Source organism: Bradyrhizobium shewense (genome assembly GCF_900094605.1).
GTDB classification, from domain to species: domain Bacteria; phylum Pseudomonadota; class Alphaproteobacteria; order Rhizobiales; family Xanthobacteraceae; genus Bradyrhizobium; species Bradyrhizobium shewense.
In genome coordinates, this window is record NZ_FMAI01000022.1 from 55,212 (window position 1) to 68,246 (window position 13,035).

Below are 13,035 nucleotides of genomic sequence, written 5' to 3' on the forward strand. Positions count from 1 at the left end.
TCTTTACACTGTCAATATTGCGTCATATAGCTTGCAAATGGCCAAGACCGATACCAAGAGCGAAACGGCGCGAAGTGCGCGTGCCCCCAGAAAGACGATTTCGAATGCGGCATCGCGCCCAAGGCGCGGCGCGGCGAGCGCTAAGTCCGAGACGCCGTATCACCACGGTGCCTTGCGCGAGGCGTTGCTGCAGGCTGCCGAACGGGTGCTGGAACGCGACGGGCTCGCTGGCCTCACATTGCGCGCGGTGGCGCGCGAGGCGGGCGTCTCGCATGCCGCGCCCACCCACCATTTCGGCGATCTTACTGGCCTGCTCAGCGAACTCGCGGCGGTCGGCTTCCGCCAGTTCAACGCGGCGATGGCGTCGTCATGCGACGCCGCCACCACGCCGCTCGAAGCCGCGCTGGCGCGGCCCAAGGCCTATGTCGCCTATGCGCAGGCGCATCCCGGCATGTACGGCATTATGTTCCGTACCGAGCGGCTCGATTATTCCAGGCCCTCGCTGCACGAGGCGGCCGAAGCCTCTTTCGCCGGGCTTGCAAATGCGATCGGCATGATGCGGCAGGAGCAGATCAGCGAAGACGCGCTGACGCTGAGCCAGGGCGCCGCGATCGCCCGTGCCTGGTCGATGGTGCATGGCTTCACCATGCTGCTGCTCGACGGGCGGCTCAAGGATATCTTGGGACGTCTGCCCGAGGGGACGACGGCCGAGCGGCTGCTCGAGGCGATGCTGACGGCGCCCATCACCACGAAACTCCCCGCATAGCGGCCGTTTGAGCCCGCCAAGGCCTAGCGCATCGTCGCCAGCTCGACGGCGCGGCCGCGCGTGCCGATGATCTTCACCTCGTCCTTGCCGCAAGCGAAGCCGCGGGCGAAATCGTCCGCGGCCTTGCGCGCAAGCTCGTTGGCGGTGGGGTTTGCGATCGCATCGACATAGGCAACGTGACAGACCGGGCCCGGCGGCAGCCGGGTCACGACCAGCATGGCCTTGGTGTTCGGGCGGCCCTGCTTGTCGGGATCGGCATTGTCGGCGATGTGCCAGCGCTGGATGATCGCGAACGGCTTTGCGCCCACGGCGCGCCATTCGATCGTGGTCTCCGACGAATTGAACGGCGCGAACCAGACCTTGGCCGCCGGTTCCTCGGCCGCTTGCTTGCGATTGCGGCCGATCGAGACGATTTCGCGAAGATCGTCCTCGGCAATCAGCACCAGGAGGCCGTCCTTGCCCGAACATGCCCGCGTGGTGCTGCCGTCGAGCTCGCTGGGCTTGCCGATCTGGCGGCAATCCTTTGGCCCGGTCGACGTGTATGTGCTGCCCACGGTTTGGGCGGCGGCGCTGTTCAGGCCGATGCAGATCATCAAGACAGCCAGGCCTATGCAGGTGATGCGGTTCATCATGAGGCTTCGATCGCAGGGAACTCCGCACCATCAGACGTCTTCATTGTGGGCAAGGTTCAAACAGGGGTGGGATAGACCTGACAGCGGCGCGGAATCGTTCTAGAAGAGCGGCTTCGCTTGGGCTCTTCCAGCCTCGTTCGCGTCCTCCTTTACTTGATCATGCCAGCCATCTCCTCGCAAAAAACCTATCGCGTCGGCCGCTCCAAGACCGGGCTCGGCCTCTTCGCCACCAAGCCGATCAAGAAGGGCACCCGGATCATCCGCTATTTCGGACCGATCCTGGATTCGCGGATCCCCGAGCAGGACGACATCGAGAACAAGTACCTGTTCGAGCTCAACGGCCGCTGGACCATCGACGGCTCGGTGCGCAAGAACCTGGCCCGCTACATCAATCATTCCTGCCGGCCCAATGCCGAGTCCGACGTGCGGCCGCGCGAGCGCAAGGTCTTCATCCGCGCCATCAGGAACATCGAGCCGGGTGACGAGATCAATTACGATTACGGCACCGACTATTTCAAAGCCTATCTGAAGCCGATCGGTTGCAAGTGCGAGTCTTGCGAGAAGAAGCGCAAGAAGCTGCGCGCCGAGGCGCGGGCCGAGCGCGCCAAGGTGAAGGCGCGCACGGAAGCAAAGGCCAAGAAGGCGGGCACCAAAAGCACGGCGAAAAAGAAGAAGCTGAACGGCAAGCACTTCGCCGGCAAGGTCGGCCGGGCGAGGGCGTAGCCGAGGGGCGATGGCCGCGAAGGGTGCGCGGCCAAGCCCGGGCCTCAAGCCGCCACCGCACTCCCGCTTCTCCGCAATCCCACATATTGCAGCTCGGCGAACACGCCGGTGGCGATCGCCTGCGCGACGACCATGAGCGCGCCGGCAAGGTTCGGCGACACCGCGCCCGACAACAGCAGCGCAATGCTGCCGACCGTCCAGGCCGCATTGCCGATCACGACCAGCAGCACGAGTGCCTTCGCCACCGAGGCGCGTGACGCCAGCCAGCCGACCAGCGCGGCGTAGGCGATCAGGAACAGGCCGGTCTCGCGCAGCAGCGCTTCCGGCAGGTTGAACAGCGCAGCGAACGCGCTCGCGCCGAAAGTGAAGCCGAGGGCGGCGACGCCGCTGAAGATGCTATCTGCAAGCAGCGCGCGGCGCAGGAAGGTGGAAGCGTCGATCATCAGAGGTCTCCATGGTTGGGGTGGGCTCGGGGTGAAACTCAGTGCCATCCGCGCCACCAGGCGCGAAGCAGGCGGGCGAGGCGGAACGGACAAAGGCTCCTGCCGACGCCGTGCTCGAAGGCTGTGACCTGCGCGAGCACATAGTCGCCGGTCGAATGCACCAGCGGCTCCGGCATGTTGAGGCTGCGCGCCAGCATCCGCGTTGCGAAGGCCATGGCCCAGGGAACAAGGTGGTCTGCGACGGTCCGATAGAGCAGCAGCGCGATCATGGTCATCTCCTGTCGCCACTGAAGATGCGCCGACCCGAGGACCAATTCGATTACCTCGCGGGTAATGGAAGGGCCGAAATCCGCATGATAGGTTTCTGGTCATGAACGCACATGCATCCACGGCACAGGCCGACCGCAGCCAGCCGGTTCACATCGGCGACCATTTGCGCGAATGGCGGCAGCGCCGCCGCATGAGCCAGCTCGATCTCGCGGGCGAAGCCGAAATCTCGGCGCGTCACCTGAGCTTCGTCGAGACCGGCCGCGCCGCGCCCTCGCGCGACATGGTGCTGCGGCTCGCCGAGCGTCTCGACGTGCCCTTGCGCGAACGCAACGTGCTGCTGGTCGCCGCCGGCTATGCGCCGGCATTCCAGCAGCGCCCGCTGGAGGATCCCGCCTTGAAATCAGCCCGCCAGGCGATCGACCTCGTGCTGAGGGCGCACGAGCCCAATCCCGCGCTCGCGGTGGACCGGCACTGGAACCTGGTGTCGGCCAACCGCATGGTGGCGCCGCTGCTCGACGGCATTCCGCAGCGGCTGCTTGGCCAGCCCTTCAACGTGCTGCGGCTCGCCTTTCATCCCGAGGCGCTGGCGCCGCGCACGGTCAATCTCGCGGAGTGGTGTGGCCATCTTCTGGAGCGTCTACACCGGCAATGCGAGGTGACGGCCGATCCTGAGCTGATCAAGCTCTACAACGACCTCAAGAGCTATCCGATCCCGGCGCGGGCGGGGCCGCTGTCGAGCGACAACGTCGCCATCCCCTTCAAGCTGCGCCATGGCGGAGAAATCCTGAGCTTCTTCTCCACCACGATGGTGTTCGGCACGCCCGTGGACATCACGTTGTCCGAGTTGGCGCTGGAGACCTTCTTCCCGGCGGACGAGCGCACCGCCGAGCGGCTGAGGCAGATGGCGGCCGGGCTGCCATAGCGGCGTTTACAGGCAGCAGCGGTCCCCGCATAATCCGCCGATGGACACACGCTCGTTTCGGCGATTGCGGCCGGCCAACCCCGTCGGCGATCTCCTGCGCGCCTGGCGCATGCGCCGAGCGTTGAGCCAGGCGGAGCTGGCGTTCGAGGCCGGCATTTCGGTCAAGCATCTGAGCTATGTCGAGACCGGCAAGGCGGCCGCGAGCCGGGAGATCCTGCTGCAGCTCGCATCCGCCCTCGATCTGTCGCTGCGCGATCGCAACGCGCTGCTCGAGGCCGGCGGCTTCGCCCGGCAATATGGCGAGCGCGACCTCGCCGCGCCCGAGCTTGCCGATGCGCGCCGCGCCATCGATCTGCTACTGCGGCGGCACGAGCCGTTTCCCGCGATCGTTACCGACCGGCGCTGGAACGTGATGCAGGCCAACCGTGCCGCCTCGCGCCTGATGACGATGCTGCTCGGCCCTGAGCGCATGCAGCGGCCGCTCAATCACATGCGCATGTTCCTGGCGCCGAACGAGCTCAAGCCGTTCGTCGAGAACTGGCCCGCGGTGGCCGCGGCTCTGCTGTCTCGTGCGCGCCAAGAGGCAATGGCCGCGCCGCTCGACGAAGCCCTGCAATCGACATGGCGCGAATTGATGCGGCTGCCGGAGCTGCCCACGCTTGGGATCGAGGACGACGCCGTGCCGGGGCCGCTCTGCGAGGTGCGCCTGCGCAAGGGCGATGTCGGCGTCTCACTGATCGGCGCGGTTCTGACTTTGGGCACGCCGCAGGATGTGACGCTGCAGGAGCTTCGCGTCGAGATGTTCATGCCTGTTGATGCCGCCTCCGAGGCGACCCTGGCCGCGCTTGCGGCTCAGGACGCCTGAGCTTGCGCGGCCTCACGCCGCTCGAAGCTCATGGCCTGCATCACCTCCGCAAACGGACCCTTGAGATCGCTGAGTGTCGCCGTGGTGAGGCCGGCGCCATTGGCGCCGACGCGCGTGGCGGCGCGGATCAGGATCCATTCGCCCTCCGGCGGACGGAAGAAGTAGAGGCTGATCTCGGGATTGATGAAGGTCCAGTCGCGCATGTCGACGATCTGCGCGACGCCGCTGGCGAAATCCGCGGCCTGCACCGCCTGGAGCAGCGGCGTGTTCGGCTCGCCCTCGACCAGCGGCGCATCGAGCCGCATCCAGGCCGCCGCCGGGCCCGGCTTCTCCAATGCGCCCTCGATCAGCCGCACCGACACGTTCTGGAAATAGCGGCTCCATTTCTGCGCGAAGGCCGGCGGCGGGCTGCCCGCCTCGGGCGCCTTGTCGACCACCATGGGCCTCGCAAAGGGATCGGCGGGAGATTCCCCGCTCGACGCGGTCAGCAGCGCCGTGCAGCGGCCGATTTCGGCCTCGCCGTCCATCAGCCGCACCTGCATGGTCTTGGCCTTGCGGCCGTCGCGCAGCAATTCGGCAACGGTCCTGAAGGCGCGCAGGCCCGCCGGTCGCCACAGATCAAAGGTCAGGCGTCGCACCGCGAAGCCGGATTTGGTGGCGAGATGCTCGACCTCGCGGGTCATCAGGGCGGTGGTGGCGCTTCCCTGCAGCATGTCCGGAGACCACGGACCGCCGGCGTGCTCCGTGGCTCGGAACTGTTGGCCTTCCGGCCTGAAAATGGCGCTCATCGCGGTCTCCCCTCGGACTTGATTGTGGCCGCAAGTATCGGGGCGGGGTGCAGCGGTCACAATAACCGCAGAGGTGAAGTCGTGAGCCATGCAGGGCCAATGTCTTGCGCCGCTCCCGGTTCGGCTTATGTTCCGGCGAACCCGTGACCCGCCCGAAGGAGGCGCCTGACATGAGCACGCTGAAACCGCTCCAGATCGATGTCGTCTCCGACGTGGTGTGCCCCTGGTGCTATATCGGCAAGCACCGGATCGAAAGTGCGCTGGCGCTCGTGCCGGACGTTCCGGTCAAGCTCAATTTCCGCCCGTTCTTCCTCAATCCCTGGGTACCGCGCGAGGGTATCAGCCGCGAGGCCTATCTCACCCAGAAGTTCGGCTCGGTCGAAGCCTATAAAGGGATCGCGGGGCGCGTCGTTACGGCCGCAAGCGAGGAGGGCCTCGTCTACAAGCCCGAGCTGGTCGCGCGTCAGCCTAACACGACCGACTGCCATCGCCTCATCCTGTGGGCGGAAGCGATCGGCAAGGCGCCCGAGATGAAGCAGCGCCTGATGGAGCTGTATTTCCGCGACGGCGGCGATCTCACCGATGTGAACGTGCTAGTGCAGGCGGCCGCCGATGTCGGCCTCGATGCCGAGGACGTGCGCCGACGCCTTGCCACCGACGAGGACGTCGCGCGCGTCTCGGCCGACGCGCAGGAGGCCGCCGAGAAGGGAATCTCCGGCGTGCCGACCTACGTGTTCGCGCAGAAATACGCCGTCTCCGGTGCGCAGGACCCGAACCTGCTCGCGCGCGCCATCCGCCAGGTCTCGGAGGAGATCAACGCGCAGGCGGCGGAATAGGCTTTCGCTTATTTGCGTAGCCGGCGGACCACGTGTCGCGCGCCCTCGTGCGCGGCATTGAGTCCGGCCAGTGCTGCGTGAATCAGGGCGACGACCGGATCGTGCCGCCGCAGCGGGATCAGCACGTCGCCGACCGCAAAACGCCCGCGCCAGATCGGGTTGATCATGGGGTGATCGGCGCTCGCGGTGGAATCCGCGCTGGCGATGCTGGAATCGGCGCAGAGATGGCGGGTGAGCTCGAGGGTTAGCTGCACGCCCGGCGAATATTTCGCAAAGTGTTCGTCGATGCCCAGCTTGAAGAAGAAGGCGCGATCCTGATGGCGGAGCACGATGCCGGCAGCGACCGGCGTCGTCCCGGCGCGAAGCGTGATGATTTCGCACTGCGCGGTCTCCGCCAGCGCCGGCACCGCGCGGCGAATGAAGGTCGCATCGCCTGCTTGCTGAACCAGCGCGGTGCCGCGCTTGCCTTTCCAGCCGCTGGCTTCGAGTTGCAGGAATGTTTCGAGTGCGGGCCCGATCTCGTCAGGCCGGCGTGCGACGTCGAATGTAACAGGGCCGTGCTCTTCGAGCCGATGGCGTTGTCGGCGCAGCTCCTTGAGCTTTTTGGTGCCGAGTGCGTCGCGCAGTAACGTTTCGTCATCCTGCGTCGCATCGAGGCTGGCGCGGATGTAGGAGGAAAGCACGCGCGGCTTCAGGCCGTCGCGGGTCAGGACCTGCCTGAGCACAGTCATCGCAGCGCCGTCGAGCGCGACGTCGTTGAGCACGAGCGCATGCGCGCCGGCCCCGCGCGCCCGCTGCAACAGTTGCGTGGCCGCCTCGATCGGGGCGTCGCGGTCGATCAGCGGGCTGCACAGGGTGCCGTAGGGATGCGCGCTCACCAGCGCGGGTAGGGGAATCTTCAGGGCGCGCCACAGCGGGATCACCGGCATCAGCCCGATCAGCCGCGACGACGTGCCATCGAACGCGGGCAACGCCGAAGCTTCGGTGCGGCCGCGCGCGGTGGCGCTGACGGCGAGCTCCCAGGCGGGCAGGTAATATCCGTTCGGCTCGATCGCCCGCTGCGCGAGTGCGCGCCATTGGCCGGGATCGATCGCAATGAGCGGGACGCGCGCGGCCATGGCATCCCCGGATGCCGGATGGATCGCTGCCTGCTGCGCGATATCGACCACGTCCCCTCGTCCCATTCACGCGGGCAAATGCCGCGTCATCTGGCCATGCTTAGCGCAAAGATTGGAAAATACCGTTGGGACGCGGCTCCAATTCGAACGGTAATGTTAACGTCTCGTTGAGCATCCGGCGCCGGATGTCCAACGCAGACCCTTACTTGTCTCCGGGCAGGAAGTGATCACGGGCGCTTGCCCGTCCCTCGCTTGCGACGACGGATCGCCGCCTGCGCTTCTCGTAGAGAGGCCCCTCAATGAAGGTGTCGTCGGTCATGCCGCGCTCCCGCGTTAGCGCCAGCGACGTCCTAGGGTGCGCAGAAGAGGCGGTACAGCGTCTCCAGCACAACGCGGACTTCCCGGCTCGCGATGCTGTAGTATATCGTCTGGCCGTCCCGCCTGGGTTTGACCAGGCTCAATGCGCGCATCTTGCGGAGGGTCGAATGATTGCGACGTCTTTCACGCCAATGGCTTCGCTCGTGGGCGGCGCGCTGATCGGCCTGTCCGCCGTTCTGCTGATGTGGGCGAAGGGACGGGTCGCCGGCGTCAGCGGCATCGCGGCCCGGTTGTTTCCGCCCTATGAGGACGGCGAATTCGCCGGACGGCTGGCCTTTGTCGCGGGTCTTGTCGCCGCGCCCGTGCTGGTACGGCTCACCACGGGAAGCCTGCCGCCACAGACGATCGAGGCGGGCACGGCAATCCTGATTGTCGGCGGCCTGCTCACCGGCTTTGGCTCGGTTTGGGGCAGCGGCTGCACATCGGGCCACGGCGTCTGCGGCCTGTCGCGGCTCTCTACGCGTTCGCTGGTCGCGACCGTGACCTTCATGGCAGCCGGCATGGCGACCGTCTTCGTGATGCGGCACTGGAGCTGACGCCGATGGCCATTCTCGTTCAATTCGTGATCGGCCTGATCTTCGGTCTCGGCCTCATCGTCTCCGGCATGTCCGACCCGGCGAAGGTTCTGAACTTCCTCGACGTCGGCGGCATTCCGGCCGGGACATGGGATGCGAGCCTTGCCTTCGTGATGGCCGGCGCGGTGGCGGTGACCTTCATCGGCTTCAAGCGCGTCCTGCGGCGCGCGCGTCCGTTCTTTGCCGAACGATTTTTTCTCCCCACGCGAAGCGATATCGATCTCAGAATCGTCGCAGGTCCGGCGATCTTCGGTATCGGCTGGGGATTGGCCGGTTTCTGTCCGGGGCCGGCGCTGACCGCGCTCGGGTTCGGGTCTTCTTCCGCCTTCATCTTCGTCGCGGCGATGTGTGCCGGCATGGTGCTCGCACGCTTTGTCACCCACCTGCCGTCGCTGACGCGCGTCGTTGCGCCGGCCGATCCGCTCGAAACCTGAAGTCACTGCAGCGAGTAAAATTCATGGACAAGCTGGGGAGCCGCATTCCCGATACCATGAAGGGGTTTTCCGCACTCGCCCAGGCCGCCACGCCGCCGATGCAATCGCAGCCTACGAGCAGTTTCAGCAGCAATCCCGTCGCCGCCTGACGTGGTGATCTGAGTCAAGCACGCGACGGGACCGGGCGAGTTGTCTCGCCCGGTCCCGCCCATGCTGGATCTATCAACTACCAGCGGTCGCCGACACCGACGCCCACGCTGACACCGGGTGTCCGGATGCCGACGCCGGCACGCGGACCATCGTCCCAGTCGCGATAGGTGCGTCGCTCATAATAGCGATCGCGCGGCATGGTCGCGTAGGAGTCGCGCACGATCACGCGCGAGCCGCCGCGGGTACGATAGCAATTGCCGGCGTCGTCGCAGACAAGCCGGACTTCCTGAATGAGATCGGAGTTCGTGTATTCGCTGGTCGAATAGATGTCCGCCGCCTTGGCACCGGTTGCCGCGGCCAGCGCGCCGACACCCGCCAACAGCGCAATCGTAAATGTCTTCATCGTGTCCTCCACCGAAACTGCCCTCGGCGGTAACAAGAAGGGGAGGCGGCGATCGTTCCCGGTGGCGATGCTGGTTTTTCCCGGAACCGGAGCTTTGTTACGCGGATTCGCTGCTAGATCGGCTCGTAGGTTTCCGTTCCACAGATGTCGTCGGCTTCCGCCCGGCGGCGATCGACCACCTTTCCGCCCGATATCGTCACGATGTAGGTCTGGGCGCCGAGCGAGGTGCCGGTCGCGGAGGTGAGCTGGGCGCGGACGCAGGCGGTCCAGCCTGGCCCGCGCACCTCGCGATGGGGCGAAGCGACGTGCACCTCGCGCGGATAGGAGGTGGTGAGGAAGACGGCATCGATCTGCTCGCGCACCACGCGCTTGACGTCGGGGGCGGGTTCAGGCGGCGGCTGCTCGGTTTCCTTCATGCGCATGAATTCCGGCACTGGCGCGCGGCTGTCGGCAACGCCGCAGGCGCCGAGCGCGAGCGCGCCGGCGAGCAGCGCCGCTTGAGCAATGATCCGCAACATCCGTGAAGGTCCCCTGCGGGCCAACAGATAGGCAGGAATGCGATCCGGCGAAGTCCCCGGCGATCAAGTTTTGCTGAAGTCTTTATGGAAGCCTGATGGAAACCTTGGAACTCGCGGATTTCATATTCCGGAATTGCAGGCTAAGTTTGTACCCAGACGAGGGGGATTGCACCAATGAGGATTTTGGTCATAGCGGCTGCGGTCATGGCGCTGACGGTTGCCTCGGCGCAGGCGCAGGGCCGGCGGCCACCCAATGACGGAGCTAAACCGGCGGACAACAAGCCCAAGGTCGACGAGAAAGCCTACAAGGCCGCGCTCGAGCGCATTCCCGAGCCCAAGGACAAGTACGACCCGTGGGGCGGGGCCCGTCCGAGCGAACCCGCCAAGAAGCCGAAATAGGGCGAGGCGAGCGTTGCGGACCGGCCGGCGATTTCCGATCGGGCTCGTTGCGCTGCTGCTGTTTCTCGCGCGGCCAAGCGCGGCCTGGGAGAGTTGGGGCGGCGATGCCGGCGGCTCGCGCTTTTCGCCGCTGCAACTGATCACGCCCGACAATGTCGGCAATCTGGTTCGGGCCTTCGAATTCCGCACCGGCGATCTCGCGGCGCGCCCGCCGGAGGTGATGCGGCGAACCAAATTCCAGGCAACGCCGCTGTTCGTCGAGGACAGCCTGATCTTCTGCTCGCCCTTCAACGAGGTGATTGCCCTCGATCCCGGCACGGGCGCGCAGAAATGGCGCTACGATCCGAAGATCGCGACCAATCAGCGTCCCGCCAATCGTTACGTCTGCCGCGGCGTCACCCACTGGACCGACGATGAGGCGCCCGCGAATGCCGCCTGTCGATCGCGCATCTTCATGGGCACGAACGACGTCCGCCTGATCGCGCTGGACGCGAAGACGGGAATTCCCTGTGCCGGTTTCGGCAATGCCGGCGAGGTGAAGCTCGATATCGGTATTGCCCTGGAATGGCCCGGCGAATTCCAGATCACCTCGCCGCCGGCCGTTGGCCGGGATGTCGTCGTGGTCGGCTCCTCGATCTCCGACAACCGACGCGTCGATGCGCCGAGCGGCGTCGTACGTGCGTTCGACGCGCGCACCGGCCGGGCGCGCTGGAGCTTCGAGCCGCTCAAGCGTGACGGCATCGAAGCCGGGCACGCCAATGTCTGGGCGCCGATGTCGGTCGACGCGGCGCGCGGCCTGGTGTTCCTGCCGACGTCCTCGCCGTCGCCGGATTTCTGGGGCGGCAAGCGGCCGGGCAACAACGAGCATGCCAATTCGGTGGTCGCATTGCGCATCGAGACCGGCGAGCTCGCATGGGCATTCCAGACCGTGCATCACGACGTCTGGGATTACGATCTGGCGGCGCAGCCGACGCTTGCGCGCCTCGATGCCGGTGATGGCCAGCGCGACGTCGTGATCCAGCCGACCAAGCAAGGTTTTATCTTCGTGCTCGACCGCGACAGCGGCAAGCCGGTCTGGCCGGTGGAAGAACGCGCGGTGCCGCAGGGCGGCGCGGAAGGGGAGATGTTGTCGCCGACGCAGCCGTTTCCGACGCATGTGCCGGCGCTGACATCACAGACGATCTCGGCCGACGACGCGCTCTCGCTGTTGCCGGAACTGCGCCCCTCGTCCTGCGAGCGCCTGTTCACGGAGGCGCGCAACGAGGGTCTGTTCACGCCGCCTTCCGTGCAGGGCACGCTGGAGTTTCCTTTCACCGGCGGCGGCGTGAACTGGGGCAGCGCGGCCTTCGATCCGGTCCGGCAGATTCTCTACGCCAACACCGGGCGCGCCGTTCATCTCATCAGGCTGATCCCGCGCACGGAGGCTGCCGGATTCAATCCGCCGCCGGGGCATGATTTCGGCCAGCAGCGCGGCGCGCCGTTTGCGATGTCGCGCGCGGTGGCGATGTCGCCGCTCGGTCTGCTCTGCAACAAGCCGCCCTGGGGCGAGATGGTTGCGGTCGATCTGAAGGCCGGCAAGATCCTCTGGCGTTCGACGGTCGGGACCACCGAAGACTTGGCACCACTCGGCGCGCCGCTGCCCTGGGGCGCGCCTCTCGTCAACGGACTGGCGGTCACGGCGGGCGGTCTCGTCCTCAGCGGCGCGATGGATGCTTATCTGCGCGCCTTCGATGCGCGAAGCGGCAAGGAGCTGTGGCAGGGACGGCTGCCGGTGCCCGGGGTCGCCAATCCCATGACCTATCTGTGGAAGGGCGAGCAATATGTCGCGATCGGCGCCGGCGGCCACTCCGAAGTCGGCACCTCGATCGGCGATAGCGTGGTCGCGTTCCGCCTGGCGCGGCCGGGCGAGGCGCCGACATTGTGGTCGCGCACCATCGATCGTCCCGGTGGACGATTTTTCGGGGCATCCGCGGCGATCGGAATCGCGATCGCCGCGCTCGTGATCGCAAGCCTGCGCTGGCGTCGCCGTCGTCGTATCACGCAATCATAATCGTGTTGTGGATGCGATGCGAACGTTCGTTCACATCGCGCGCGCTATTGCACGAAGGCGAGGCCGACGCGCTTGTCACTGCGCCAAACTGTGCGACAATTCCGCACGAAATCGTCGCGCGCGATCGATAGCGTGAACGATTGCGGCAATGTGACGGGGGTATCGAGGTCGATCGCCGCGCCGCCCGCTGACATGTTTCGCACGGTGCAGGGAATGCCGCTGCTTTCAAAGGTGATCGTTCCACCCTTGAAAACACGGTACCGCTGCGCTGCACGCTTCTCGATCATCCGCGTTGGTCCATCATGATGATTGTGAAGTAGTGCATAGAAATTACGTTGAACTAAACTCAATACTGGCGCTACTTGCACAGCGCTTCAGACTTCGTTTACGACGTTGACGCGGAGAATCTCTCCGCTGACTTTCCCCACACGCTCTTCTTTTTATGGCGCTACGCGCCGATGGAGATACTGATGAAGACCACGCTTTCGATTTTGCTCGCCGCCGCGTTCTCGCTGTCGTCGATGCCCGCCCACGCCGTCAAGTGGGACCTCTCGACCATGAGCTGCAAGCAGTTCCTCGAGAGCGGCGAAGACAATATCCAGGTCGTGCTGACCTGGATGGACGGCTGGTACAAGGGCGACGAGGACAACGCGATCATCGACACCGACGTGTTCATCGAGAACGCCAAGAAGTTCGGTGCCTACTGCGGAAAGAATCCGACCGCCAGCATCGTCACCGCGGCCGACGAAGTGCTCGGAAAATAAT

At 65.8% G+C, this 13,035-nt stretch carries 19 protein-coding genes and 1 pseudogene; 11 read left to right on the forward strand and 9 right to left on the reverse strand.

All coding sequences use genetic code 11. The features are described 5' to 3' along the window. Window positions 1-37: 37 nt before the first annotated feature. A complete protein-coding gene (locus GA0061098_RS32085; protein ID WP_091965462.1) occupies window positions 38-766 on the forward strand; it encodes a TetR/AcrR family transcriptional regulator in 729 nt (242 codons plus the stop codon). Between the two features lie 23 nt (window positions 767-789). Here GA0061098_RS32085 and GA0061098_RS32090 read toward each other — a convergent pair whose 3' ends face one another. Then, entirely contained in the window at window positions 790-1,395 is a 606-nt protein-coding gene (locus tag GA0061098_RS32090) for a hypothetical protein (RefSeq protein WP_091965514.1), read from the reverse strand. A gap of 162 nt (window positions 1,396-1,557) precedes the next feature. Between GA0061098_RS32090 and GA0061098_RS32095 the strand changes: the two genes are divergently transcribed. Next, complete coding sequence (locus tag GA0061098_RS32095) at window positions 1,558-2,121, forward strand: SET domain-containing protein (RefSeq protein ID WP_091965515.1); 564 nt, start codon at window positions 1,558-1,560, stop codon at window positions 2,119-2,121. Window positions 2,122-2,165: 44 nt separating this feature from the next. Here the strand turns inward: GA0061098_RS32095 and GA0061098_RS32100 are convergent, their stop codons facing one another. Next, window positions 2,166-2,564 carry a hypothetical protein gene (locus GA0061098_RS32100; RefSeq protein ID WP_091965463.1) on the reverse strand — a complete coding sequence of 133 codons (399 nt, stop codon included), beginning with the start codon at window positions 2,562-2,564 and terminating at the stop codon, window positions 2,166-2,168. Window positions 2,565-2,602: 38 nt separating this feature from the next. After that, window positions 2,603-2,833 carry a hypothetical protein gene (locus tag GA0061098_RS32105; protein ID WP_201759806.1) on the reverse strand — a complete coding sequence of 77 codons (231 nt, stop codon included), beginning with the start codon at window positions 2,831-2,833 and terminating at the stop codon, window positions 2,603-2,605. Window positions 2,834-2,934: 101 nt separating this feature from the next. On the opposite strand from GA0061098_RS32105, the gene GA0061098_RS32110 reads away from it, so the two are divergent. Both GA0061098_RS32110 and GA0061098_RS32115 read left to right on the forward strand, forming a co-directional pair. Continuing rightward, window positions 2,935-3,756, forward strand: a complete 822-nt coding sequence (locus GA0061098_RS32110) for a helix-turn-helix domain-containing protein (RefSeq protein ID WP_091965465.1) — start codon at window positions 2,935-2,937, stop codon at window positions 3,754-3,756. 40 nt (window positions 3,757-3,796) lie between these two features. Beyond that, on the forward strand, window positions 3,797-4,621 hold the full coding sequence (locus tag GA0061098_RS32115; protein WP_091965466.1) for a helix-turn-helix domain-containing protein: 825 nt from the start codon (window positions 3,797-3,799) through the stop codon (window positions 4,619-4,621). Here the strand turns inward: GA0061098_RS32115 and GA0061098_RS32120 are convergent. After that, window positions 4,609-5,409, reverse strand: a complete 801-nt coding sequence (locus GA0061098_RS32120) for a thioesterase family protein (protein ID WP_091965467.1) — start codon at window positions 5,407-5,409, stop codon at window positions 4,609-4,611. The two genes, GA0061098_RS32115 and GA0061098_RS32120, sit on opposite strands and share 13 nt — an antisense overlap. A gap of 170 nt (window positions 5,410-5,579) precedes the next feature. Between GA0061098_RS32120 and GA0061098_RS32125 the strand changes: the two genes are divergently transcribed. Further along, window positions 5,580-6,245 carry a DsbA family oxidoreductase gene (locus GA0061098_RS32125; RefSeq protein ID WP_091965468.1) on the forward strand — a complete coding sequence of 222 codons (666 nt, stop codon included), beginning with the start codon at window positions 5,580-5,582 and terminating at the stop codon, window positions 6,243-6,245. Window positions 6,246-6,253: 8 nt separating this feature from the next. On the opposite strand, the gene GA0061098_RS32130 is transcribed toward GA0061098_RS32125, so the two are convergent. After that, entirely contained in the window at window positions 6,254-7,414 is a 1,161-nt protein-coding gene (locus GA0061098_RS32130) for a GNAT family N-acetyltransferase (protein WP_091965469.1), read from the reverse strand. A gap of 299 nt (window positions 7,415-7,713) precedes the next feature. Further along, window positions 7,714-7,842 (reverse strand): annotated as a pseudogene (locus GA0061098_RS46360) (transcriptional regulator); the annotation flags it as partial. A 6-nt stretch (window positions 7,843-7,848) separates the two neighbouring features. Here GA0061098_RS46360 and GA0061098_RS32140 point away from each other — a divergent pair. Genes GA0061098_RS32140 through GA0061098_RS47045 form a run of 3 tightly spaced genes read left to right on the forward strand, consistent with a single transcriptional unit; the run spans window position 7,849 to window position 8,899 of the window. Continuing rightward, entirely contained in the window at window positions 7,849-8,277 is a 429-nt protein-coding gene (locus GA0061098_RS32140; RefSeq protein ID WP_091965470.1) for a YeeE/YedE family protein, read from the forward strand. Between the two features lie 5 nt (window positions 8,278-8,282). Then, on the forward strand, window positions 8,283-8,750 hold the full coding sequence (locus GA0061098_RS32145; RefSeq protein ID WP_091965471.1) for a DUF6691 family protein: 468 nt from the start codon (window positions 8,283-8,285) through the stop codon (window positions 8,748-8,750). A gap of 23 nt (window positions 8,751-8,773) precedes the next feature. Further along, complete coding sequence (locus GA0061098_RS47045; RefSeq protein ID WP_283808017.1) at window positions 8,774-8,899, forward strand: hypothetical protein; 126 nt, start codon at window positions 8,774-8,776, stop codon at window positions 8,897-8,899. 77 nt (window positions 8,900-8,976) lie between these two features. Here the strand turns inward: GA0061098_RS47045 and GA0061098_RS32150 are convergent, their stop codons facing one another. After that, window positions 8,977-9,303 carry a hypothetical protein gene (locus tag GA0061098_RS32150; RefSeq protein WP_091965516.1) on the reverse strand — a complete coding sequence of 109 codons (327 nt, stop codon included), beginning with the start codon at window positions 9,301-9,303 and terminating at the stop codon, window positions 8,977-8,979. Window positions 9,304-9,416: 113 nt separating this feature from the next. Next, complete coding sequence (locus GA0061098_RS32155; protein WP_091965472.1) at window positions 9,417-9,821, reverse strand: hypothetical protein; 405 nt, start codon at window positions 9,819-9,821, stop codon at window positions 9,417-9,419. A gap of 174 nt (window positions 9,822-9,995) precedes the next feature. Between GA0061098_RS32155 and GA0061098_RS32160 the strand changes: the two genes are divergently transcribed. Both GA0061098_RS32160 and GA0061098_RS32165 read left to right on the forward strand, forming a co-directional pair. Further along, entirely contained in the window at window positions 9,996-10,220 is a 225-nt protein-coding gene (locus GA0061098_RS32160) for a hypothetical protein (RefSeq protein WP_028142807.1), read from the forward strand. Between the two features lie 13 nt (window positions 10,221-10,233). Next, complete coding sequence (locus GA0061098_RS32165) at window positions 10,234-12,270, forward strand: pyrroloquinoline quinone-dependent dehydrogenase (RefSeq protein WP_245323718.1); 2,037 nt, start codon at window positions 10,234-10,236, stop codon at window positions 12,268-12,270. A 44-nt stretch (window positions 12,271-12,314) separates the two neighbouring features. On the opposite strand, the gene GA0061098_RS32170 is transcribed toward GA0061098_RS32165, so the two are convergent. Continuing rightward, window positions 12,315-12,557 (reverse strand): PilZ domain-containing protein, encoded by a 243-nt coding sequence (locus GA0061098_RS32170; protein WP_165637733.1) that lies wholly within the window; start codon window positions 12,555-12,557, stop codon window positions 12,315-12,317. A gap of 183 nt (window positions 12,558-12,740) precedes the next feature. Here GA0061098_RS32170 and GA0061098_RS32175 point away from each other — a divergent pair, with 183 nt between their 5' ends. Then, window positions 12,741-13,034 carry an HdeA family protein gene (locus GA0061098_RS32175; RefSeq protein ID WP_026201704.1) on the forward strand — a complete coding sequence of 98 codons (294 nt, stop codon included), beginning with the start codon at window positions 12,741-12,743 and terminating at the stop codon, window positions 13,032-13,034. Window position 13,035: the final 1 nt, after the last annotated feature.

Excerpts from the sequence above, each read along its gene's own strand:
- GA0061098_RS32085 (WP_091965462.1), top strand. The coding sequence starts at position 38 with ATGGCCAAGACCGATACCAAGAGCGAAACGGCGCGAAGTGCGCGTGCC.
- GA0061098_RS32090 (WP_091965514.1), bottom strand. The coding sequence starts at position 1,395 with ATGAACCGCATCACCTGCATAGGCCTGGCTGTCTTGATGATCTGCATC.
- GA0061098_RS32095 (WP_091965515.1), top strand. The coding sequence starts at position 1,558 with ATGCCAGCCATCTCCTCGCAAAAAACCTATCGCGTCGGCCGCTCCAAG.
- GA0061098_RS32100 (WP_091965463.1), bottom strand. The coding sequence starts at position 2,564 with ATGATCGACGCTTCCACCTTCCTGCGCCGCGCGCTGCTTGCAGATAGC.
- GA0061098_RS32105 (WP_201759806.1), bottom strand. The coding sequence starts at position 2,833 with ATGATCGCGCTGCTGCTCTATCGGACCGTCGCAGACCACCTTGTTCCC.
- GA0061098_RS32110 (WP_091965465.1), top strand. The coding sequence starts at position 2,935 with ATGAACGCACATGCATCCACGGCACAGGCCGACCGCAGCCAGCCGGTT.
- GA0061098_RS32115 (WP_091965466.1), top strand. The coding sequence starts at position 3,797 with ATGGACACACGCTCGTTTCGGCGATTGCGGCCGGCCAACCCCGTCGGC.
- GA0061098_RS32120 (WP_091965467.1), bottom strand. The coding sequence starts at position 5,409 with ATGAGCGCCATTTTCAGGCCGGAAGGCCAACAGTTCCGAGCCACGGAG.
- GA0061098_RS32125 (WP_091965468.1), top strand. The coding sequence starts at position 5,580 with ATGAGCACGCTGAAACCGCTCCAGATCGATGTCGTCTCCGACGTGGTG.
- GA0061098_RS32140 (WP_091965470.1), top strand. The coding sequence starts at position 7,849 with ATGATTGCGACGTCTTTCACGCCAATGGCTTCGCTCGTGGGCGGCGCG.
- GA0061098_RS32145 (WP_091965471.1), top strand. The coding sequence starts at position 8,283 with ATGGCCATTCTCGTTCAATTCGTGATCGGCCTGATCTTCGGTCTCGGC.
- GA0061098_RS47045 (WP_283808017.1), top strand. The coding sequence starts at position 8,774 with ATGGACAAGCTGGGGAGCCGCATTCCCGATACCATGAAGGGGTTTTCC.
- GA0061098_RS32150 (WP_091965516.1), bottom strand. The coding sequence starts at position 9,303 with ATGAAGACATTTACGATTGCGCTGTTGGCGGGTGTCGGCGCGCTGGCC.
- GA0061098_RS32155 (WP_091965472.1), bottom strand. The coding sequence starts at position 9,821 with ATGTTGCGGATCATTGCTCAAGCGGCGCTGCTCGCCGGCGCGCTCGCG.
- GA0061098_RS32160 (WP_028142807.1), top strand. The coding sequence starts at position 9,996 with ATGAGGATTTTGGTCATAGCGGCTGCGGTCATGGCGCTGACGGTTGCC.
- GA0061098_RS32170 (WP_165637733.1), bottom strand. The coding sequence starts at position 12,557 with ATGATCGAGAAGCGTGCAGCGCAGCGGTACCGTGTTTTCAAGGGTGGA.
- GA0061098_RS32175 (WP_026201704.1), top strand. The coding sequence starts at position 12,741 with ATGAAGACCACGCTTTCGATTTTGCTCGCCGCCGCGTTCTCGCTGTCG.